This is a genomic window from Brevibacterium picturae (assembly GCF_900105045.1).
GTDB classification, from domain to species: domain Bacteria; phylum Actinomycetota; class Actinomycetes; order Actinomycetales; family Brevibacteriaceae; genus Brevibacterium; species Brevibacterium picturae.
In genome coordinates, this window is sequence record NZ_LT629739.1 from 3,239,641 (window position 1) to 3,259,456 (window position 19,816).

A 19,816-nucleotide genomic window follows, 5' to 3' on the forward strand; every position below is an offset into this window, starting at 1 on the left:
GCTTGAGCTCTAGACATACCGAGGAGAACCGTGGCTGAAGAAACCACCACTGCGACAGAGACTGTCGAAGAACCAATCGCAACCGAATACACGTCGGAGACCCCCGAATCCGCAGGCCTGGGCGAACAGACCGCCGGCGGACGCGGCCAGTCCCTGACCGCTCCCGGCAACGGAGTCGGCCGCCGCAAGCAGGCAATCGCTCGCGTGCGCCTGATCCCCGGATCCGGTGAATGGACCATCAACGGACGCTCTCTCGAAGAGTACTTCCCGAACAAGCTGCACCAGCAGCTCGTGAACGAGCCCTTCCGCCTCCTGGACCTCGAAGGACGTTTCGACGTCGTCGTGCGCATCTCCGGTGGCGGACCGTCCGGTCAGGCCGGAGCCGTTCGTCTGGGCATCGCCCGTTCGCTCAACCAGATCGACGAAGAGTCGAACCGTGCCGAGCTGAAGAAGGCAGGCTACCTGCGCCGCGACGCACGCGTCCCCGAGCGCAAGAAGGCCGGTCTCAAGAAGGCACGTAAGGCACCTCAGTTCTCGAAGCGCTGATTCTGCTGTCAGGACTGCGCCTGGTCTGCCGCTGAGGCGCAGTCACCGACAGTTCAGCTCGATGAACACCGCAATGCGGCCCCGAACCGGATTCGGGGCCGCATTTCGTGCATTCACTCGCTTCTCGCCCCTCCCTCGCCGCGTCACCGGCGACTCATCTCGCACCGATTTCGGGCGTCGTGCGGTCCGGCACCACCGCCTCGGCGGCGCTATGGACTAATATCGACGAGAAATTGAGGAAAGGACTTTCCATGACACGACTCTTCGGCACCGACGGTGTCCGCGGGCTGGCCAACAGCGATATCTCCGCACGGCTGGCCCTCCAACTCTCCGTTGCAGGTTCGCGAGTACTCACCCGTGGTTGGCCGGAAGGCAAGCGTCCCTTCGCAGTCGTGGGCCGAGACACCCGAGTCTCCGGCGAATTCCTCTCGGCCGCGATCAGCGCGGGCATCGCCTCGGCCGGAGTCGACGTCCTCGACGCGGGAATGCTGCCCACGCCCGGCATCGCCAGCGTCGTCGCGGACACGGGCGCCGCCTTCGGAGTCGTCATCTCCGCTTCCCACAACCCGATGCCGGACAACGGCATCAAATTCTTCGCAGCCGGCGGGACGAAACTCGACGATGCCGTCGAAGATTCGATCCTGGCAGTCCTCGATGAGGATTGGACCCGTCCCACCGGCGCCGAGGTGGGTCGCATCTCCCGGTATCCCGCCGCCGCCGACGAGTACACGGAGAATCTCGTGCGGTCCCTCGACGCGGAGGGCACACGCCCCCTGTCCGGCCTCAAGGTCGTCGTCGACTGCGCTCACGGCGCGGCATCGGTCGTCGGGCCCGCCGCATTGCGCCAGGCCGGGGCCGAAGTGATCGTCTCCGCCGCCGAGCCCGACGGCTTCAACATCAATGACGGTGTCGGTTCCACCCACCTCGAACCGCTCCAGCGTCTCGTCGTCGAGACCCAGTCCGATCTGGGTGTGGCCTTCGACGGCGACGCCGACCGCTGCCTGGCCGTGGATTCACTGGGGCGCGTCATCAACGGTGACCAGCTCATGGGCATCCTGGCGATCGGCCTCAAAGAACTCGGCGAACTCACCGGAAACACCCTCGTCACGACCGTGATGTCGAACCTCGGCCTGCGGCACGCGATGGACAAGTACTCGATCGAGACCGTCCAGACCGCTGTCGGCGACAGGTACGTCCTCGAGCGCATGCTGGCAGACGGCTACGTCCTCGGCGGGGAGCAGTCCGGGCATGTGCTCATGCTCGACCACGGCACCACCGGCGACGGGGTGCAGACGGCTCTGCATCTGATGAAGCGCATGGCCGATTCGAAGCGCACACTGGCTGATCTGGCTGCCGAGATTCCTCAGCTGCCGCAAGCTCTCGTCAACGTCAAGGGCGTGGACAAGTACGGTGTCGACCATCCCCAGGTGGCGGCCGAAGTCAACGCAGTCGAAACCGAGCTCGAGGGGTCGGGCCGCGTTCTGCTGCGGGCCTCGGGCACCGAAGCGCTGATCCGTGTGATGGTCGAAGCCGAGACCGAGGATATCGCCCAGGCGCAGGCCGAGCGTCTGGCCGCCAACGTCAAGGAGCACCTGGCGCTGTAGGCGTCCTTGTACTCAGTCTCCCGGTTCTGAGTGTTCTTCTCGGCAGCAGGTTGTGCGGCGCGGGGCGTGCGTGGCGTGCCGCTGCGCAACGGTGTTCGCTCGATCCACGGTTGGCCCGTTCCACGCTGTTCGCTCGATCCACGGTGGTAGCGAATATGTCGTCGCCGGCGACGACATATTCGGGCCCCGCGTTGATCGAGGGCGGAATTTTCCGCTGGAGCGTAGTTTTTCTGCGCTTGCGTTGATTGGAGTCGGGTATCGCCTCCATGAGACCGCCAGCGTATGGTTCCCGCCGGTGAGAGTTCCAGCAGATCCGATGCGACCTAGCCAGTTGGTGTTACGGCGCGGCAGCTCAACGACCGTGGGTTCAAGGCCTGGTGCCCTCGAGGTCCTGTGCACTCGAGTCACAGTTCGTCCACAGCCTGAATCCTGACTGTTGTCATGACCGCACCGATCGACGATGCTTGCCTCATGTTCGCGTGCCTGACTGCTTCAGAGCTCAAGAACGGTGGAATGACCATTTACCAGATCGCTCTTGCCGAGCGATGCTGCCTACGTCGAGTTCGCCGCGGGGTCTACGTTGTGACACAGATCTGCGCCGAGCCTGCCCACCTCTTCGTAGCGACCATCGCCGAAGCTGGGAGCACCGATCTGCCACGGGAGTCGAAAGGAATGCTCAAGCGCGGAGAAGACCTGCGCATTATGGTGAGGTCGTATGTCGATGACCTTCCGCCAGGTGCCGTCTTTTCGCATCGAAGCGCTCTGATCATTCACGGACTGCCAGTTCCGTACTTCTCCCGGAACGATGCTGCCTACGTGGAAGCAGCGCATCCCAAGTTCGGAGTTCGGCGAACCTCCATTCTCATCCGGAAGAGGGATATCAGCGATGACGACTTGGTGATCGCCAACGGCATTCGCACGACTTCGATAATGCGCACCCTCTTCGACATCTCACGTGACTTACCATTGGCATTCGCCGTGGCCGTCGTCGATGAGGCTGTTCGACAGTCGCTCATAACAGTGCGTGAGTTCGAAAGCTATTGCGCCAGCCACCGGCCGCGAACCAATCAGTCACGGATCGCCTTGGTGCTAGGGAACATCGACCCGCGCCGAGAATCGGTGGCAGAGTCGATCAGCTCCGTGCGCTTCATCGAATACTCCATACCCGGATTTGAACCGCAGGTAGTGATCCGTGATGAGCACGGAAATTTCGTCGCGAGGACGGACTTCGCGAACGAACATGCCGGAGTCATCGCCGAGTTCGACGGTGCCGGAAAGTACTATCTGAATGATGCAGACCCGAAGCGGGCATTCGAACTCGAGAGGCGCAGAGAATATCGCCTCCGCAATCTTGGGTACGTCGTCTTTCGCCTGACGTGGCCGCAGCTCTTCTCCGCCGAGCTGTTCATGCGCCTGAAAGCTGCTGTGGAAGAGGGAATGCGACGACGCGCAATAGGCGAAGCGACGTCAAGGCAACGAAGCGGCCGACGTCCATGATGCACACTGGTTGCTGGCGGTACCTTCAAACGCCTGCTCTCGAAGTCGCGATGCTGCTCGATCAACGCTGGGTCCGAATATGTCGTCGCCGGTGACGACATATTCCGGCTAGGCGTGCATCTCAGCCAGCGTAGCGCATTGATGGTGATCCGGGCGCGACCGAGGGCGTGGGTCGACCTTCGGTCGGGCTCTGACTTGCGGGTGGCGTTAACGGCCTCGGACGGGCTCGGGCGGAGCTGCGATGTGCAGCGTCGGGCATCGCCACACCGTCCCTCAGCTCGCGGCGAACTGTGTTGCGTAGAGTTCCGCGTAGCGACCGCTGTGCGCCAACAGTTCATCATGCGAACCCGATTCGACGATGCGGCCGGCTTCGACCACGAGGATCGTATCCGCCTGGCGGATCGTGGAGAGCCTGTGGGCGATGACCATCGCGGTGCGACCGCTCATGGCCTGTGTCAGCGCCTGCTGGACGGCGGCCTCGTTCGTCGAGTCCAGGGCAGAGGTCGCCTCATCGAGGACGACGACTTCCGGCGCTGCCAGGAGCATGCGAGCGATCGTCAGCCGCTGGCGTTCACCGCCGGAGAGGCGGTAGCCGCGCTCTCCGATGACCGTGTCCAAGCCGTCGGGCAGGGCCGCGATGACGTTGTGGAGCTGAGCCCCGTCGATGGCCTGGTACAGCTCGGCATCGGTGGCCTGCGGTTTGGCGAGGGTCAGGTTCGAGCGGATGGACTCGTGGAAGACATGGCCATCTTGGGTCACCACCCCGACGGACTTCCGCAGTGACTCATACGTCAGTTCGCGGACGTCGACGCCGCCGATGGTGATCGCACCGTTCGTCACGTCATAGAGGCGGGGTAGGAGCGAGGCGATCGTGGATTTGCCGGCGCCTGAGGACCCGACGAGGGCGACGGTGTGGCCGGCAGGAATCGTGAAGTCGAGAGAGTGCAGGACTTCGTCCCCACCGCGAGCATCGAGCACGGAGACGTCTTCGAGGCTGGCGAGGCTGACCTGGTCCGCGCTGGGATAGGCGAAGTCGACGTTCGAAAACTTCACGTCGAGGCCGCCCTTGGGCAGTGCCTTCGGCGTCTCGGGCTCTTTGATCAGAGGCACGAGGTCGAGGACCTCGAACACCCGCTGGAAGCTGACGACGGCGCTCATGATGTCCAGGCGGGCGTTGGCGAGCATGGTCAGGGGAGTGTAGAGCCTGGTCAGAAGCAGCGCCAAGGTGACGACCTGGCCGGCGTTGAGGTTGCCGAGGACGGCCTGGGCGCCGCCGATGCCGTAGACGAGGGCCAGTGCCAGGGCCGACACGAGCGTCAGCGAGGACACGAACGTCGACTGCAGCATGGCGACCTTGACGCCGATGTCACGGACCTGGCCGGCACGATCGGAGAACTCATCGGTCTCGGTCTTCGGGTTGCCGAAGAGCTTGACCAGCGTGGCACCGCCGGCGGAGAACCTCTCGGTCATCCGGGTCGACATGTCCGCACTGTTCTCCGCGGCCTGGAACTGCAGGTCAGCAAGCTTTCCGCTGAGCAGCTTCGTGGGAATGATGAACAGCGGCAGGAGCAGGATCGAGAGGGCAGTGACCTGCCAGGAGATCGTGACCATCACGCCCACGGTCAGCGCCAGCGAGACGAAGTTCGATACGATCCCCGACAAAGTGTTGGAAAAGGCCCGCTGAGCCCCGATGACATCGGTGTTCAGACGCGAGACCAGTGCGCCCGTGCGGGTGCGGTTGAAGAATGCGATCGGCATCTTCTGCACATGGTCATAGACCGCCGTGCGCAGGTCGAAGATGAGACCCTCGCCGATCTGTGAGGACAGGTACCGGTTGAAGATCGTGATCGCGGCGTCGGCGATCGCCAGGGCGCCGATCCCCACGGCCAGCCAGACGACGGTCTCGATGGGTCCGCCGCTGGTGATCGCGTTGACGACGTCACCGGCGAGCACCGGGTTGAGGACGCCGATGACGGCGGTGCCGACGGAGAGTGTGAGGAAGACGACGAGCTTCTTCTTGTGACGGGTCGCGAACGACGCGATCCGGCGGTAGGTGCCCGGCTTGATCGAGGTCTTCGGGGTCTTCTTGCTCGACACGGAGCTGTACATCACCCTGTGTGCTGACTGCAGACTCATATCGGCCTCATTTCCTTGTGGCGTTCCGGCGCGTCTGGGTCGAACGGACGCAATCGGACACAGCTGTTCTCGGGTTCGTAACCTGCTCAGGGCGGAGCTGGGCGAAACAGCGCTTCGCTGGCTCCACCCACGCGCATCACCCACAGGCTGCAAACTATGCACTGAGTGCAACTATCGCAGGCTCGAATCTATTTCCTCATCAGTTCGAAACCGAGTCTCACGTGAGAGGCCTCACGAGTCAAAGCACGTGCCATGGCCTCATCGCACACTCGCCCCAGCATTGCCGGCCACACTCGCCCCAGCATTGCCGACCACACTCGCCCCAGCATTGCCGGCCACAGTTGCTCAGAACTTGCACATCAGAGTTTGCGCATCAGAGCTTGCGCAGCTGGACCTTGCGGATCGTGTGATCGGCCGACTTGTGCAGCACGAGGTCGGCGCGGCCGCGGCTGGGCTGGACATTCTCCCGCAGGTTGGGGAAGTTGATCGAGTCCCAGATCTCCGTCGCCAGGGTGACCGCTTCATCGTCATCGAGCTTCGAATAGCGGTGGAAGTACGAGTCCGTGTCCTGGAAGGCGCCGTGCTTGAGTTTGAGGAACCGGGAGATGTACCACTGTCGGATGTCTTTGGACCGGGCGTCGACGTAGACGGAGAAGTCGAAGTAGTCGCTGATCGACAGGCCCAGGGTCCCGTCGTTGCGGGGCCGGGCGGGTTGGAGGACGTTGAGGCCCTCGACGATGAGGACATCGGGGGAGCGGACAACCACCTCGGCGCCGGGGACGATGTCGTAGGTGTGGTGTGAGTACACGGGCGCACGGACTTCGGGGGAGCCGGACTTCACGGCGGAGATGAACCGCAGCAGCTTGCGCCGGTCGTAGGATTCGGGGAATCCCTTGCGTCCCGACAGGCGCCTGCGCTCGAGCTCGGCGTTGGGGTAGAGGAATCCGTCGGTGGTGATGAGTTCGACGCGGGGAGTGTCGGGCCACCGAGCCAGGAGATCGCGCAGGACACGGGCGGTGGTGGACTTGCCGACGGCAACGGAGCCGGCCACGCCGATGACGAAGGGGGTCCGCTTCGACTCCTGTGGCTCCAGGCCCAACTCATGCAGCGGGGAGAAGAACTCACGTGTCATCTCGTGCTTGGCCCGGCGGGCGGAGACGTAGAGGTTGAGCAGGCGCGACAGGGGCAGGTAGACCTGCGACACCTCGTCGAGGTTGATCCGGTCGCCCAGGCCGCGCATCCGTTCGACGTCGCGCTGCTTCAACGGCAGGGGAGTGGCCTGGGCCAGCGTGCCCCACACCTCACGATCGAACTCCCAGAAGGGTGAAGTCGGTTCGACATCGGGCTTGCGTCCGGTGCTGAGGCCGGCCAGGCGCCGCGCGCGGTCAAGGATGGGATCGACGTGAGACATGGACACAATTGTGTCATGCGTCATGTCCGTGCATATCGCCGAGGTGGGTCTCGAGTACCGCCGAGGTGGGTCTGAGGTACCGCCGAGGTGGCCTGGGCAGCTCGCCGAGGTGGGGCTCGGCTGGGTCGATTCCGCGATTCTTGACTCGACTGCGTAAAATTCCACTCATGTGTGGAATCGTTGGTTATGTATCCAAAGCAGACGTTGACAATGCTGATCACTCGGCGCTCGATGTAGTGCTCAGCGGCCTGAAGAGGCTCGAATATCGGGGATATGACTCTGCCGGAGTCGCCCTTGTCACCCCTGCCCGAGATCTGGAGACCGCGAAGAAGGCCGGCAAGCTCTCGGCGCTGACCGATGAGCTCGAGGCGAACCCGCTTCCCGCTGCGCAGACCGGCATCGGACACACCCGGTGGGCCACCCACGGCGGACCCACCGACCTCAACGCCCACCCGCATGTGGCCGGCGGCGGAAAGCTGGCGCTGATCCACAACGGCATCATCGAGAACTTCGCTCAGCTGAAGAAGGACCTCACCGCCGAAGGCGTGGAGTTCGAGTCCGAGACCGATACCGAGGTCGCGGCCGCTCAGCTGGCCAAAAACTTCCAGGACACCGGCGACTTGACCCAGGCCATGCGCGTGACCGCCACGCAGCTCGAAGGCGCCTTCACCCTCCTGGCCGTCCACGCCGACGCCCCCGGACAGGTCGTCGCCGCCCGCCGCAACTCGCCCCTGGTCATCGGACTGGGTGAGGGAGAGAACTTCCTCGGCTCCGACGTCGCCGCCTTCATCGACTACACCCGCACCGCGGTGGAGATCGGCCAGGACCAGGTCGTGACCATCACTCCAGACTCAGTGCTCATCACGGACAACGACGGCAACGAAGTCGACGGTGTTCAGTACGAGGTCGACTGGGACGCCGCTGCTGCGGAAAAGGGTGGATTCCCCTCGTTCATGGACAAGGAGATCCACGACCAGCCACAGGCCGTTGCGGACACCCTGCTGGGCCGCCTCGACATCGACGGCAAACTCACCCTCGATGAGATGCGCATCGACGAGACGGTGCTCAAGACCATCGACAAGATCATCGTCATCGCCTGCGGCACCGCGGCCTACGCCGGCCAGGTCGCCAAATACGCCATCGAACACTGGTGCCGCGTGCCCGTCGAGGTCGAACTCGCCCATGAGTTCCGCTACCGCGATCCAGTCGTCACCGAGAAGACCCTCGTCGTCGCGATCTCCCAGTCGGGAGAGACCATGGACACGACCATGGCCGTGCGCCACGCACGTCAGCAGGGCGCGAAGGTCATCGCCATCTGCAACACCTTCGGCTCGACCATTCCCCGCGAATCCGATGCTGCCCTGTACACCCATGCGGGACCGGAGATCGCCGTCGCCTCGACGAAGGCCTTCCTCTCACAGGTCGTCGCCTGCTACCTGCTGGGCCTCTACCTGGCCCAGCTGCGCGGCAACAAGTTCCGCGACGAGATCACCACCATCCTCGAAGAGCTCCAGACCATCCCTGAGAAGGTTCAGAGCGTCCTCGACAACGACAAGCAGCAGGTGCTCGACCTCGCTCGTCGCAACCAGGACGTCGGTTCTGTGCTGTTCCTGGGCCGCCACGTGGGCTACCCCGTGGCGATGGAGGGTGCGCTCAAACTCAAGGAGCTCGCCTACATCCACGCCGAGGGCTTCGCTGCCGGTGAACTCAAGCACGGACCGATCGCACTCATCGACGACGGCCAGCTGGTCATCATCGTCGTGCCCAGCAAGCGCGGTCGCGATTCCCTGCATGCCAAGGTCATCTCGAACATCCAGGAAGTCCGGGCCCGCGGCGCCAACACCGTGGTCATCGCCGAAGAAGGCGACGAAGAGGTCCAGGAATTCGCGTCCGAGGTCATCTACGTCCCCCAGACGACGACGCTCATGGCGCCGCTGCTGACGACGGTTCCACTGCAGATCTTCGCGATGGAACTGGCCACGGCCAAGGGCCTCGACGTGGATCAGCCACGCAACCTCGCCAAGTCCGTGACCGTGGAATAAGGGGAGCGAGATGGCGATTCTGGGAATCGGAACCGACATTGCCGATGTGCCGCGCTTCGCCGAGCACATCGAGCGGGTTCCCGAACTCCTCGATCGCCTGCTCACCCCTGCCGAACAGCGGGGGCGCACCGGCAAGCGCCGGACGGATGCCTCCTTGGCGGCGAGATTCTCCGCCAAGGAGGCACTGAAGAAGGCCATCGGCTTCCCCGGATGGCTGCCCTGGCAATCCGCCGAGGTGGTCCCCGCCAGGTCCGGTGCGCCCTCGTTCCGCCTGCGGGGTCTCGTGCTCGAACACTTCCACCGCATCGGCGCCACGAATATCCACCTGTCGATCACCCATGATGCGAACCTCACCATGACCTTCGTCATCGTCGAAGGCGAAGGTCCATCGCTGAGCCCCAGCGTGGAGTGGGACGCGGAGCACTTCGGCTGAATTCCCAGCGGGGGCGTTCAGGCATTTCGGCCCTCGTGTGGCCACCCCGCCATTGTGAGTTCGACCTTCGCAGATCCTTCACCACTGTGTTGTCAGGAGAGTCTCGATCGCGATCGCGGACGCCACCTGTGTGACAAGCAGGGGCCGTTGCCACCGCAGCGGCAACAGTGATGGCAACACCAGGACCCAGATTGTGAATGGCAGCCAGATTCGTTCGACCTCCGCTTTGCTCATCCCCGACAGTGTCGCCACCAGGATCGAAACGAAACCGGCGCAGCCCAGTACAGCGACCACGCGCCGACCCTTGTCGGCCCCCCGCCACGCTTCGACGATGCTGCGAGGAAAAGCCGCCCATACTGCCAGTCCGCTGGTGAACGTCCAGGCTCCCAGGTTCGCCCACACCCAGTAGCCGTATTGCCGTTTGCTCTGGATCCCGTCGTAATAGCGGGTGACCAAGACGGGGAAACCCTCCCACCACCGGAACCCAGCCAGGGTGAATGCCACGGCGACGGATAGCGCACCCCCGAGCGCCCAGAGCAGTGTCGACCATCTGCCGCCGAGAAAGATCACAGCGACGGCGAGGATCCCCAACAGCAAGAGTCCATAGGAAAGATAGACGCACAGGCCGAGCAGCAGTCCTGCTGGAAGCCCGAAGCCGATCAGGCGTGAGCGGCGCTCTGCGGTCGAGGACAGAGCCAGAAGCGCCAATCCCCAGGCGCCTACTGCCGTAAACAGCGCATCAGCCGACACGCCCATCCAGATCGCCGAGGGTGCGGCTATGAGCCAGGGCGCTGCGCGGCGGGCAACTTTCTCCGACGCCAGGGTCTTGACGGTCAGCAGGACTGCGACGACCCCGGTGCAGCCGAGAGTCATGACGATGACGCCGGCCGTGTACGGGTCGGAGATGCCGATCCGGTCGAGCAGTATGAAAAATATTGTGGCGCCTGGGGGATGCCCTGCAATGTGAATGGGCCAGTGGCCTGGCGCGTCCAGCGGCACTCGTTCGATGAAGCCGGACAAGAAGGCGGGAATCGAAGACATTTCTTTGGCATCGACGAAGTATTCGCTGGGGCGGGCAAATACCTTGCTGATGCTTTCCGTGCCGCCGACATGGGCCAATGCGGCCGTCCACAACCAAGAGCCGGCGAACACTGCGGCCAGATAGGGGGCCCATTTCAACGCGGCGCTGATCAGCCGCCAGGTGAGAAATCCCGCCAGTGCGACGAGCACCGGCAGCACCAAGGTGGGGGCCAGGTCAGGTGTCCACCTTGCCTTCATCGGCGGCCAGTAGATGAAGACGTCCGTCCCTGTCGCACGCGGCCAGACGATGGCGGCGGCGACCAATACCGCACCGATCAATGTGCTGACCATCGCTGCGGTCCAGGCCCGGCGGGAAAGTAAGGAAGCTTGCGTGGGCACGATCACATTTTAACACTGATAGTGTCACTCTATGGATGATCGCCTCGTACCTGAGCAGCTTGCCTGCACCGTGGTGATTCCCTGCCGCGACGAGGCGCTGGCGTTGCCCACGGTCTTCAGAACCATCCCCGATGGCATGAACGTGATCGTCGTGGACAACGGTTCGACCGATGGCACGGCCGACGTCGCCCGGAGCCTGGGCGCCGAGGTGGTGTACGAAGATGTCGCCGGTTACGGCGCTGCGGTGCACGCCGGGATCCTCGCGGCCACCGCACCCTTGGTGGCCGTCCTTGATGGCGATGGTTCGATGGACCCTGCCGACCTGCCCGAGCTGGTTTCGGTCGTCAGCAGGAGGACCGCCACGATGGCGATCGGACGCCGACGACCAGAGGGAAAGGGCGTCTGGCCCTGGCATGCACGAGCCGGAACGGCCGTCCTGGCCTGGTGGATCCGACGCAGCAGCGGCTTTGGTGTGCATGATCTGGCTCCGATGCGGGTCTGCCGTCGAGATGATCTTCTTGCCTTGGACATCACCGACCGACGGTTCGGCTATCCGCTTGAGCTGATGATCAAGGCGTCGCGGGCGGGCTGGACTGTGCACGAAAGGGACATCGTGTATCGAAGCCGCGCGCGAGGTACGAAGTCCAAGGTCTCCGGAACACTGCTGGGGACGTGGCGGACCATCGTCGATTTCGCTGGGGTGCTGACATGAGGGGGTGCTGACATGAGCGCATCGCCGACGATATTGGTGGTCGCCAAAGCCCCGGTTGCCGGCCAAGCCAAAACCCGATTGGCGGCAACGGTCGGGGATGAGGCGGCAGCGCGGATCGCCGCCGCTTCGCTGTTGGACACGTTAGAGGTCGTCGAGAGTCTGGGATGGCCTGTGGTCATTGCGCTGACCGGTGACCTCGATGAGGCGGCAAGGGCGGATGAGCTTGCTGCGGCGTGTGGCAGGCACCGGGTCATCGCCCAACGCGGAGAATCTTTCGCGTCCCGACTGACTGCCGCTCACCACGATGCCGATGCCGGTCACGGTGTCGTCCAGATCGGGATGGACACACCCCAAATCACCGTGGAAATCCTGCAGACAGCGGCGGCGGCTCTGGAGTCCCATGACGCCGCGCTGGGCCTGGCTGAGGACGGAGGTTGGTGGGTCCTGGCAGTGCGGAGTCCCGACTGGTCATCCTGCCTGGCCACGGTGACGATGTCGAGGCACGACACCGGCTGTCGGACGAAGGAGGCACTCGTCCGTGGCGGTGCCCGGGTCGCCTCCGTGCCGGTCATGGCCGATGTCGACGTCTGGAAGGACTCACACTCGGTCGCTTCCCTCATTCCGCACAGCCGTTTCGCCGCCGAGGTCGCTCGGGCAGCCGACCATGAAGAGATTGGGTCCCAACCATGACAGAAACTATTGACTTCGCACCCCTGGACGCTTTGAACGCGGCCATGGCAGGTCATGCATGCGACGTGGTCAGGGCCGATGGCACAGCGACCCGATTGAACGTCCAGCAATGGACGAGTGCGCCCGATGCGACCGACCATGCGCTGTTCTTGGACCGCTGCACGGGCCCGACCCTTGATGTCGGCTGCGGTGCAGGACGCCTCGTGGGGGCCCTGACTGCGCGCGGCAAGAAGGCTCTGGGGATCGACATCTCCCTCGTCGCCGTGAAATTGGCCCAGGAACGCGGGGCGGTCGCGGTTCACCGGAGTGTCTTTGGCGATGTGCCCGACGAAGGCTGCTGGCAGGACGCTCTGCTGGCAGACGGAAATGTCGGGATCGGCGGCGATCCCGTCCGGCTGCTGCGGCGGATTCGTCAGCTGGTGCGTCCGGATGGGTCCGTCTTGGTCGAGGTCGATGCCCCCGGGCCGGGCCTGGTGCATGAAAGTGTTCGATTGCGCGTTAAGGGGCAGCTGACCGGCGCGTTCAACTGGTCGCTGGTCGATGCCGAGGCCATTGTCGACGTTGCAGCTGCAGCAGGCTTCCATGGTTGCCGACTGCACCAGCATGAAGGCCGGTACATGGCCGCATTGACGCGTGACGGGCAACCATAGCCGATGCGCTGGCGCAGTCCGATCCGCGGCCCGTGGCTGACCTCCGTGTTCGGTGCGGTGCTGTTGGCCGCGCTGCCGGTGGTCACGTTGACCGGTCTGCTCTCCTACGTGGCATACGCTCCGCAGCTGGGCCAGGCTATCCCGGGGGACGTGGGCTGGCTGAAGCTGCCGACTTTCCAGTGGCTCACCAGTCCTGCCTGGCTCTATCAACTCAATCAGGGGATCCACGTCGTCCTCGGTATGGTCGTCATTCCAGTGGTGCTCGCCAAGCTGTGGTCGGTGACACCGAAGCTGTTCACCTGGCCGCCGGTACGCTCTCCGGCGCATGCCCTGGAACGACTGTCCCTGCTCATCCTCGTCGGCAGCATCCTGTTCGAGCTGGCCACAGGCGTGTTGAACATTCAGTACGACTACATCTTCGGGTTCAGCTTCTACGCAGCGCACTATTTCGGGGCGTGGGTCTTCATCGCGGCCTTCATCGCTCACGTATGCCTCAAGCTGCCGAAGATGATCTCGTCCCTGCGCTCGCGGTCGCTTCTCACCGAGTTGCGCACTCCGCTGGCCGAAACTCGCCCGGAGCCCTCCGACGCCGACGGGCTGGTGTCATCTGACCCGGATCCGCCGACCATGAGCCGCCGCGGTGCCCTGGCCCTGGTCGGTGGAGGTTCCGCACTGGTGCTGCTGCTCAGCGTCGGCCAGACGATAGGCGGAGCACTCCGACCTTTGTCCGTGCTGCTGCCTCGCGGGCGTGTACTGGGCGACGGGCCCAATGACTTTCAGGTCAACCGGACGGCCGCGGCCGCGCGCATCAGTCCCGATGACACGGGCGAGGCCTGGCGACTGACCCTCAGCGGCGGCGACGGCAGCGCTTCCTTGAGCCGGGCACAGCTGCTGGAGATGCCCCAACACACCGCTGACCTGCCGATCGCGTGTGTTGAGGGATGGTCGACAACACAGACGTGGAGCGGCGTCCGGCTGTCCGAACTGGCTGATCTGGCCGGAGTCGGCGAACCAGCCTCGGCGCAGGTCGAATCACTTCAGAGATCCGGCGCATTCAACGATGCCGCTCTGCAGCGCAACCAGGTGCTCGACCCGGACTCGCTGCTGGCTCTGCGCGTCAACGGGGCAGACCTGTCGGCCGATCATGGGTTTCCCGCGCGGATCATCGTCCCGGCCCTGCCCGGTGTGCACAACACCAAATGGGTGCGCTCCATCGAGTTCAGGACCTGATATGCCGACACTCCTCGGATGGTCACAAAGATGGTTCCACACCATCTACGGAGCTCGGCTCCGGCACCTGCTGGTACTGACCGGGTGCTTCCTTCTGGCCGGATACGCTGTGCTGGCGCTGGGCCCGGATCAGGTGTTCGACTCGGACGTGTGGTGGCAATCCCCTGCCGTCTGGTTCCTGGGTGGGGCCATCGTCGTCGACCTCGTGCTGCTTCCGCTCTGTGCCGCGGCGGACCGTGCGCTCAACGGCGTCCTGCGCGCCGCGCGGACAACCCGGAGACGTGTCCCGCGGGTGCCTATCGTGAACTACATTCGGGTTCCGGTGCTGGCCAGCGGACTGCTGTTCCTGCTGTTCTTCCCCGGCATCATCGAGCAGGGCAAGGGCAGCCACCTGGCCGCCACGGGCCACACCCAGGAGCCGTTCCTCGGACGCTGGCTGTGGCTGACGGTCCTGTTGTGCTGCCTCAGTGTCCTGGCATACGCACTCCGTTACGGCGCAAGCCGTCTGAGAACACAACGATCAATCGAAAGAGAGCATGATGACTGAATCGCCCGACATCGCCATCATCGGCGGCTCCGGCTTCTACACCTTCCTCGATGACCCACAGGACATCGACGTCGAAACGCCCTTCGGCTCGCCGTCGGCACCCATCGCGACCGGCACGTTCACTCACGGGGACACCAGCCGCACCGTGGCGTTCCTGCCCCGGCACGGACGGGGGCACGAATTCCCTGCCCACCGTGTGAACTACCGCGCCAATATGTGGGCGCTGCGCAGCCTCGGCGTGCGGCAGATACTGGCACCGTGCGCAGTCGGCGGACTCACAGCGAACCTCGGTCCCGGCTCACTGGTGGTTCCGGACCAGTTGGTCGACCGGACGTACGGCCGGGCGCAGACGTACTTCGACAGGGGTGCCTGCCACGTCTCATTCGCCGACCCGTACTGTCCCAGGCTGCGCACGGCCCTGCTGGACGGGCTTGCCGATGACCACGAGCCGCCGGTCGACGGCGGAACCATGGCGGTGATCGAAGGTCCGAGGTTTTCTACCCGCGCTGAGTCCCAGTGGTACGCGGCACAGGGCTGGGACCTCGTGAACATGACCGGCCAGCCGGAAGCGATCCTGGCGCGTGAACTTGAGCTGTGCTACGCGACTGCAGCTTTGGTCACCGACCTCGACGCGGGCATCGACTCGACGCGCGCCGTCGACCAGTCGGAAGTGTTCCGGGTCTTCGCCGAGCACACCGACAAACTGAAATCGAGCCTGCGAACGGTGATCGCTTCCCTGTCGTCGGAGCGGTCCTGCAGCTGCTCCCAGGCGCTGGCAGAAATGACACTGCCGCTGGAGCTGCCATGAAGGTGCTGCTGACCGGTGCGGCCGGTTTCATCGGGCGACACATCGCCGAGGCGGCAACGGCTGTCGGACACGAAGTCATCGGCGTCGACATGCTGCTGCAACAGGCCCATGGGACGACCGCGGAGTTGCCCACGGGCGTGGTCCACGGCGACATCCGTGATCCGAACCTGCTCGATGACCTGCTGGCCGGTGTCGACGTCGTGTGCCATCAGGCCGCCACGGTGGGCAATGGCGTCGACGCCCAGGATCTGCCCGGTTACGCCGCCCACAATGACCTCGGCACCGCCACCCTGCTGGCAGCGATGGCCCGCACCGGAACGAAGCGACTGGTGCTGGCCTCCTCCATGGTCGTCTACGGTGAGGGACGATACACCTGCCCCGACGACGGGGATGTGCCGCCGGCCCCGCGGCAGGACAATGATCTGCAGCAGGGCCTGTTCGACCCGCGCTGCCCGCGCTGCGGCGGAGAAATCGAACCACGCCTGATCGACGAGGAGGCGGCCTTCGCACCGCGCACGGCCTACGCCGCGTCGAAAATCGCGCAGGAGCACTACGCCGCTGCCTGGTGCACGTTGGAATCGGGCCGCGCAATCGCCTTGCGCTACCACAATGCCTATGGGCCCGGGATGCCGGCGGACACTCCGTACTCCGGTGTCGCAGCCATTTTCCGCTCGGCACTTGAGCGCGGCCAAGCACCCCAGGTGTTCGAGGACGGCAAGCAGCTGCGCGACTTCGTCCACGTGTCCGACCTCGCCCGCGCGAACGTCGCCGCCATCGAAGCGGTCGGGGCGCATCGGCCTGGGCTGAGCGCCTACAACATCAGTTCGGGCAGGGCCTACACGATCGGCGACATGGCCCGAAGGTTGGCAGAGGTGATGGGTGGGCCGGAGCCGGTGGTCAATGGCCAGTACCGAGCCTTCGACGTCCGACACGTTGTGGCCTCGCCACGGGCAGCCCTCGAAGGCTTGGGGTTCGAGGCGGGCATCGGGCCGGATGAGGGCATCGCCGAACTCGCGACGGCGCCGTTGCGCCACAGGTAGAGTGCTCCCACTGGCCAGCGGGGAAGCTCTCTTCCGGATCTCCCTCTGCCGGTGAAGCGCACAGGAATGGCACCACCTCGGCGTGGTCGGGAATAGACTCGGGCCATGAGCACTTCGACCCACACAAACTCCCCGTCGACGCCCGATCCGACGATTCCTGAGCCAGCAGCGACTCTCGACATCCACCTGCCCACCAGCGCCGATGCCGCGGACATCGCGCCCGGTCTCGTGACTCTGCGTCGTGCCCTGCATGAGCACGCCGAGGTCGGACTTGATCTGCCCGTCACACAGAAGCTCGTCCTCGATGCCATCGAGGGTCTCGACGTCGAAGTGACGAAGGGCAACGGGCTCTCTTCCATCGTCGTCGTCCTCCGCGGCGGTCAGCGCGCCGAGGATGCGACCGGTGTCGTGCCTGCCGTGCTCCTGCGCGGAGACATGGACGGCCTGCCCGTGCAGGAGGCGACAGGCTTCGACTTCGCAGCCACGACGGGCCGGATGCATGCCTGCGGCCACGACCTGCACACGACCGGCCTGGTGGGCGCGCTCAAACTCCTTCACCGCGATCGGGACTCGCTGCCCGGCGACGTCGTCTTCATGTTCCAGCCCGGAGAGGAAGGCTATGACGGGGCCGGGAAGATGATCGACGAGGGCGTCCTCGACGCGGCTGGCCCACGGGTGAAGGCGGCCTTCGGCATCCACGTCTCCGCCGACCAGGACCTCGGCGTCGCCTACTGCCGTCGCGGGTCGTACATGGCCGCGTTTTCGAAGATGTCCATCACCGTTCGCGGCAAGGGCACCCATGCGTCCCGCCCGGCGACGGGCCGGGACCCCATCCAGGTCGGTGCGATGCTGGTCGGGCAGCTCCAGGAGTATGTGAGCAGACGCTTCGACATCTTCGACCCCCTCGTCGTCACCGTCGGCCAGTTCAACGGCGGGACCGCCCCGAACGTCATCCCCGACTTCGCCCAACTCGTCGTCAGCGTCCGCTCGTTCTCCGACGAGGCCACCACCCGCGCCGAGGCGGAGCTTCCACAGCTGGTCACCGAACTGGTGGCCGCCCACGGCCTCGAGGCCGATGTCGACTACGAGCGTGTGCTGCCGCCGACGATCAACAATGATGGGGAAGCCGACTTCTTCCTCGAGACCTTCGCCGACCTCTTCGGCGCCGACCGGGCCGTGGAGCGAGCGAACCCGATTCCCGGTTCAGAGGACTTCTCCCGCGTCCTCGAACGGGTCCCCGGCGCGTATGGCCACTTCGGTGCGGCGCTGCCGAATCTGCCCGTCGACGAACGCGAAGCCAACCATTCGCCCCGAGCCCGTCACAGCGACGACGGCCTAGCCGATCAGGCGCTGTTCCTGGCTCATCTGGCCGGGCGGAAGCTCGCCCAGCTGGCACAGAACTGAGGAGACGACGATGTCAGTCTTCGCCTACCCCAGCACGGTCATCCGCGAGGCCGAACGCCCCCTCCTCGAAGCAGGCGTCGACCTCATGGCGCGAGCCGCACGGGCTTTGGCCCAGTTCTCCACCGACGTGCTGCGGGAAAGGCGAGGGCAGATCGTCGGCTCCCGGGTGTGTGTGCTCGCAGGCCCGGGCAACAACGCCGGAGACGCGCTCTTCGCCGCCGCAGCACTGGCCCGGCGCGGGGCTCACATCACCGTCGTGACACTGTTCGAGAGCACCCACGACGAGGGCCTGGCCGCAGTGCGTCGGGCCGGGGCCACCGTCATCGGCTTCCCGAGTCCACACGAGACCGCCGACTCGAGCGCCGAGGCGGCTGCAGGCGGGACGCCCGACGAGGTCAGAGCATGTCTGCGCGCCGATATCCTGCGGGAACTCTCCCGGTCCGATCTCGTCCTCGACGGCATCCTCGGCATCGGAGGCCGTCCCGGTCTGCCCGAGCACATCGCCTCGCTCATCCGCGACTGGCGACACTCAGCCAGTACCAACCGCACCACCAACACCAGCCGCACCACGAGAACGGCGAGCACGCCGACGGTCATCGCCGTCGACGTCCCCTCGGACCTGTCCTCGGACGCAGCAGGTGCCGAGGACAGGATCCACGCCGATCACACCGTGACCTTCGGCGGGCTCAAAACCGAGCTGATCGATCCCCGCGTCACCGCGTTCACCGGCACGGTCCAGCTCGTCGACATCGGACTCGAACTCGACGAGAACCAAGCCACCGCCGAGGTGGTCGACACCGATGACCTCAACGCGGACTTCCCCCGCCCGCAACCGGAGGGACACAAATACTCCCGCGGGGTCGTCGGCATCCTCGCCGGGTCCGAGGAGTACCCGGGTGCGGGTGTGCTGACGACCACCTCGGCGGTCAACTGCGGTGTCGGCATGGTCAGGTCCCTGGGATCCCAGCTGGTCTCCGAATACGTCCTCGGCCTCCACGCCGAGGTGGTCACCGCCTCTGGCCGGATGAATGCCGTGGTCATGGGGCCGGGCAACCCGGAGGACGAATACGTCCACGCCCGCGTCGACGAACTGGCGGACACGAACGTTCCCGTCGTCCTCGACGCCGGGGCACTGGACATGGTCGGTCGCGCAGAGTCGGTCAAGGGCACCTGGCTGGCGGAGAGGCCCGTCGTCCTGACCCCGCACGCCGGTGAGCTGGCGCGGCTGCTCAGCCGCCTCCTCGGCGAGATCATCACCTCGAGTCGGATCAACGCCGACCCCATCGGCTGGGCGCAGCGAGCCGCGCATTCCAGCGGCTGCATCGTCCTGCTCAAGGGCCACCAGACCGTCATCGCCGCCCCTGACGGGTTCTGCGTGCTGCCGGAGGCCGGACCGGCCAGCCTGGCCACGGCAGGGTCCGGGGACGTGCTGGCCGGGATCATCGGTGCCCTGGTCGCGACCGTCCACGCCGGGACCCAGCACGAGGCACCGCTGCCGGAGCGCGAACTGGCCCACACCGTCGGACTCGGTGTGCTGGTGCACAACGCCGCGGGTCGGCGGGCGGTGAACGCCGGAGCGCTGGTCGATGCCGTCGCCGAGGTGGCAGGGGAGCTCATCCTCGGCGGATCACTGATCGAGTGAGCCGA

At 65.1% G+C, this 19,816-nt stretch carries 18 protein-coding genes; 14 read left to right on the plus strand and 4 right to left on the minus strand.

Annotation, left to right across the window (positions count from 1 at the left end):
- Positions 1 to 30 precede the first annotated feature (30 nt).
- From rpsI to BLT92_RS14775, 3 genes are all read left to right on the plus strand, one after another.
- Positions 31 to 546, plus strand: a complete 516-nt coding sequence (gene rpsI / locus BLT92_RS14765) for a 30S ribosomal protein S9 (RefSeq protein WP_092106746.1) — start codon at positions 31 to 33, stop codon at positions 544 to 546.
- A 251-nt stretch (positions 547 to 797) separates the two neighbouring features.
- Positions 798 to 2,150, plus strand: coding sequence for a phosphoglucosamine mutase (glmM, locus tag BLT92_RS14770; protein WP_092106748.1), 1,353 nt, complete (start codon positions 798 to 800; stop codon positions 2,148 to 2,150).
- Between the two features lie 441 nt (positions 2,151 to 2,591).
- Complete coding sequence (locus BLT92_RS14775; RefSeq protein ID WP_092106750.1) at positions 2,592 to 3,647, plus strand: hypothetical protein; 1,056 nt, start codon at positions 2,592 to 2,594, stop codon at positions 3,645 to 3,647.
- 273 nt (positions 3,648 to 3,920) lie between these two features.
- On the opposite strand, the gene BLT92_RS14780 is transcribed toward BLT92_RS14775, so the two are convergent.
- The 3 genes from BLT92_RS14780 to BLT92_RS20490 all read right to left on the minus strand — a co-directional run bounded on the left by BLT92_RS14780 (position 3,921) and on the right by BLT92_RS20490 (position 7,363).
- Positions 3,921 to 5,783 (minus strand): ABC transporter ATP-binding protein, encoded by a 1,863-nt coding sequence (locus BLT92_RS14780; protein ID WP_092106752.1) that lies wholly within the window; start codon positions 5,781 to 5,783, stop codon positions 3,921 to 3,923.
- 373 nt (positions 5,784 to 6,156) lie between these two features.
- A complete protein-coding gene (gene coaA, locus BLT92_RS14785; protein WP_092106754.1) occupies positions 6,157 to 7,194 on the minus strand; it encodes a type I pantothenate kinase in 1,038 nt (345 codons plus the stop codon).
- Between the two features lie 13 nt (positions 7,195 to 7,207).
- The gene (locus tag BLT92_RS20490) at positions 7,208 to 7,363 is read right to left on the minus strand and encodes a hypothetical protein (protein WP_157691463.1); all 156 of its coding nucleotides are present in this window, start codon (positions 7,361 to 7,363) and stop codon (positions 7,208 to 7,210) included.
- Here BLT92_RS20490 and glmS point away from each other — a divergent pair.
- Both glmS and BLT92_RS14795 read left to right on the plus strand, forming a co-directional pair.
- Positions 7,362 to 9,236: a glutamine--fructose-6-phosphate transaminase (isomerizing) gene (gene glmS / locus BLT92_RS14790; RefSeq protein WP_092106756.1), complete on the plus strand. Its 1,875-nt coding sequence runs from the start codon at positions 7,362 to 7,364 to the stop codon at positions 9,234 to 9,236. The genes BLT92_RS20490 and glmS overlap by 2 nt on opposite strands.
- Positions 9,237 to 9,246: 10 nt before the next feature.
- On the plus strand, positions 9,247 to 9,669 hold the full coding sequence (locus BLT92_RS14795; protein ID WP_092106758.1) for a holo-ACP synthase: 423 nt from the start codon (positions 9,247 to 9,249) through the stop codon (positions 9,667 to 9,669).
- Between the two features lie 78 nt (positions 9,670 to 9,747).
- On the opposite strand, the gene BLT92_RS14800 is transcribed toward BLT92_RS14795, so the two are convergent.
- On the minus strand, positions 9,748 to 11,088 hold the full coding sequence (locus tag BLT92_RS14800; protein WP_231938863.1) for a hypothetical protein: 1,341 nt from the start codon (positions 11,086 to 11,088) through the stop codon (positions 9,748 to 9,750).
- A 31-nt stretch (positions 11,089 to 11,119) separates the two neighbouring features.
- Here BLT92_RS14800 and BLT92_RS14805 point away from each other — a divergent pair, with 31 nt between their 5' ends.
- The 9 genes from BLT92_RS14805 to BLT92_RS14845 all read left to right on the plus strand — a co-directional run bounded on the left by BLT92_RS14805 (position 11,120) and on the right by BLT92_RS14845 (position 19,811).
- Positions 11,120 to 11,800: a glycosyltransferase family 2 protein gene (locus BLT92_RS14805; RefSeq protein WP_092106762.1), complete on the plus strand. Its 681-nt coding sequence runs from the start codon at positions 11,120 to 11,122 to the stop codon at positions 11,798 to 11,800.
- Between the two features lie 12 nt (positions 11,801 to 11,812).
- Positions 11,813 to 12,490 carry a TIGR04282 family arsenosugar biosynthesis glycosyltransferase gene (locus BLT92_RS14810; RefSeq protein WP_092106764.1) on the plus strand — a complete coding sequence of 226 codons (678 nt, stop codon included), beginning with the start codon at positions 11,813 to 11,815 and terminating at the stop codon, positions 12,488 to 12,490.
- On the plus strand, positions 12,487 to 13,140 hold the full coding sequence (locus BLT92_RS14815) for a class I SAM-dependent methyltransferase (RefSeq protein ID WP_092106766.1): 654 nt from the start codon (positions 12,487 to 12,489) through the stop codon (positions 13,138 to 13,140). Before BLT92_RS14810 ends, BLT92_RS14815 begins: the two co-directional genes overlap by 4 nt.
- A gap of 3 nt (positions 13,141 to 13,143) precedes the next feature.
- On the plus strand, positions 13,144 to 14,370 hold the full coding sequence (locus tag BLT92_RS14820; protein ID WP_092106768.1) for a molybdopterin-dependent oxidoreductase: 1,227 nt from the start codon (positions 13,144 to 13,146) through the stop codon (positions 14,368 to 14,370).
- A gap of 1 nt (position 14,371) precedes the next feature.
- Positions 14,372 to 14,917 carry a hypothetical protein gene (locus BLT92_RS14825; protein ID WP_092106769.1) on the plus strand — a complete coding sequence of 182 codons (546 nt, stop codon included), beginning with the start codon at positions 14,372 to 14,374 and terminating at the stop codon, positions 14,915 to 14,917.
- Positions 14,907 to 15,725: an S-methyl-5'-thioadenosine phosphorylase gene (locus BLT92_RS14830; RefSeq protein ID WP_231938864.1), complete on the plus strand. Its 819-nt coding sequence runs from the start codon at positions 14,907 to 14,909 to the stop codon at positions 15,723 to 15,725. The genes BLT92_RS14825 and BLT92_RS14830 overlap by 11 nt, the downstream gene beginning before the upstream one ends.
- Complete coding sequence (locus BLT92_RS14835) at positions 15,722 to 16,765, plus strand: NAD-dependent epimerase/dehydratase family protein (RefSeq protein WP_092106771.1); 1,044 nt, start codon at positions 15,722 to 15,724, stop codon at positions 16,763 to 16,765. The genes BLT92_RS14830 and BLT92_RS14835 overlap by 4 nt, the downstream gene beginning before the upstream one ends.
- Before the next feature lie 105 nt (positions 16,766 to 16,870).
- Entirely contained in the window at positions 16,871 to 18,169 is a 1,299-nt protein-coding gene (locus tag BLT92_RS14840; RefSeq protein WP_092106773.1) for a M20 metallopeptidase family protein, read from the plus strand.
- Positions 18,170 to 18,179: 10 nt separating this feature from the next.
- Complete coding sequence (locus tag BLT92_RS14845; RefSeq protein WP_092106775.1) at positions 18,180 to 19,811, plus strand: NAD(P)H-hydrate dehydratase; 1,632 nt, start codon at positions 18,180 to 18,182, stop codon at positions 19,809 to 19,811.
- Positions 19,812 to 19,816 lie beyond the last annotated feature (5 nt).

Excerpts from the sequence above, each read along its gene's own strand:
- BLT92_RS14810 (WP_092106764.1), top strand. The coding sequence starts at position 11,813 with ATGAGCGCATCGCCGACGATATTGGTGGTCGCCAAAGCCCCGGTTGCC.
- glmM (WP_092106748.1), top strand. The coding sequence starts at position 798 with ATGACACGACTCTTCGGCACCGACGGTGTCCGCGGGCTGGCCAACAGC.
- BLT92_RS14835 (WP_092106771.1), top strand. The coding sequence starts at position 15,722 with ATGAAGGTGCTGCTGACCGGTGCGGCCGGTTTCATCGGGCGACACATC.
- BLT92_RS14845 (WP_092106775.1), top strand. The coding sequence starts at position 18,180 with ATGTCAGTCTTCGCCTACCCCAGCACGGTCATCCGCGAGGCCGAACGC.
- BLT92_RS14805 (WP_092106762.1), top strand. The coding sequence starts at position 11,120 with ATGGATGATCGCCTCGTACCTGAGCAGCTTGCCTGCACCGTGGTGATT.
- BLT92_RS14830 (WP_231938864.1), top strand. The coding sequence starts at position 14,907 with ATGATGACTGAATCGCCCGACATCGCCATCATCGGCGGCTCCGGCTTC.
- BLT92_RS20490 (WP_157691463.1), bottom strand. The coding sequence starts at position 7,363 with ATGAGTGGAATTTTACGCAGTCGAGTCAAGAATCGCGGAATCGACCCA.
- BLT92_RS14840 (WP_092106773.1), top strand. The coding sequence starts at position 16,871 with ATGAGCACTTCGACCCACACAAACTCCCCGTCGACGCCCGATCCGACG.
- BLT92_RS14780 (WP_092106752.1), bottom strand. The coding sequence starts at position 5,783 with ATGAGTCTGCAGTCAGCACACAGGGTGATGTACAGCTCCGTGTCGAGC.
- BLT92_RS14795 (WP_092106758.1), top strand. The coding sequence starts at position 9,247 with ATGGCGATTCTGGGAATCGGAACCGACATTGCCGATGTGCCGCGCTTC.
- BLT92_RS14815 (WP_092106766.1), top strand. The coding sequence starts at position 12,487 with ATGACAGAAACTATTGACTTCGCACCCCTGGACGCTTTGAACGCGGCC.
- glmS (WP_092106756.1), top strand. The coding sequence starts at position 7,362 with ATGTGTGGAATCGTTGGTTATGTATCCAAAGCAGACGTTGACAATGCT.
- BLT92_RS14825 (WP_092106769.1), top strand. The coding sequence starts at position 14,372 with ATGCCGACACTCCTCGGATGGTCACAAAGATGGTTCCACACCATCTAC.
- BLT92_RS14775 (WP_092106750.1), top strand. The coding sequence starts at position 2,592 with ATGACCGCACCGATCGACGATGCTTGCCTCATGTTCGCGTGCCTGACT.
- coaA (WP_092106754.1), bottom strand. The coding sequence starts at position 7,194 with ATGTCTCACGTCGATCCCATCCTTGACCGCGCGCGGCGCCTGGCCGGC.
- BLT92_RS14820 (WP_092106768.1), top strand. The coding sequence starts at position 13,144 with ATGCGCTGGCGCAGTCCGATCCGCGGCCCGTGGCTGACCTCCGTGTTC.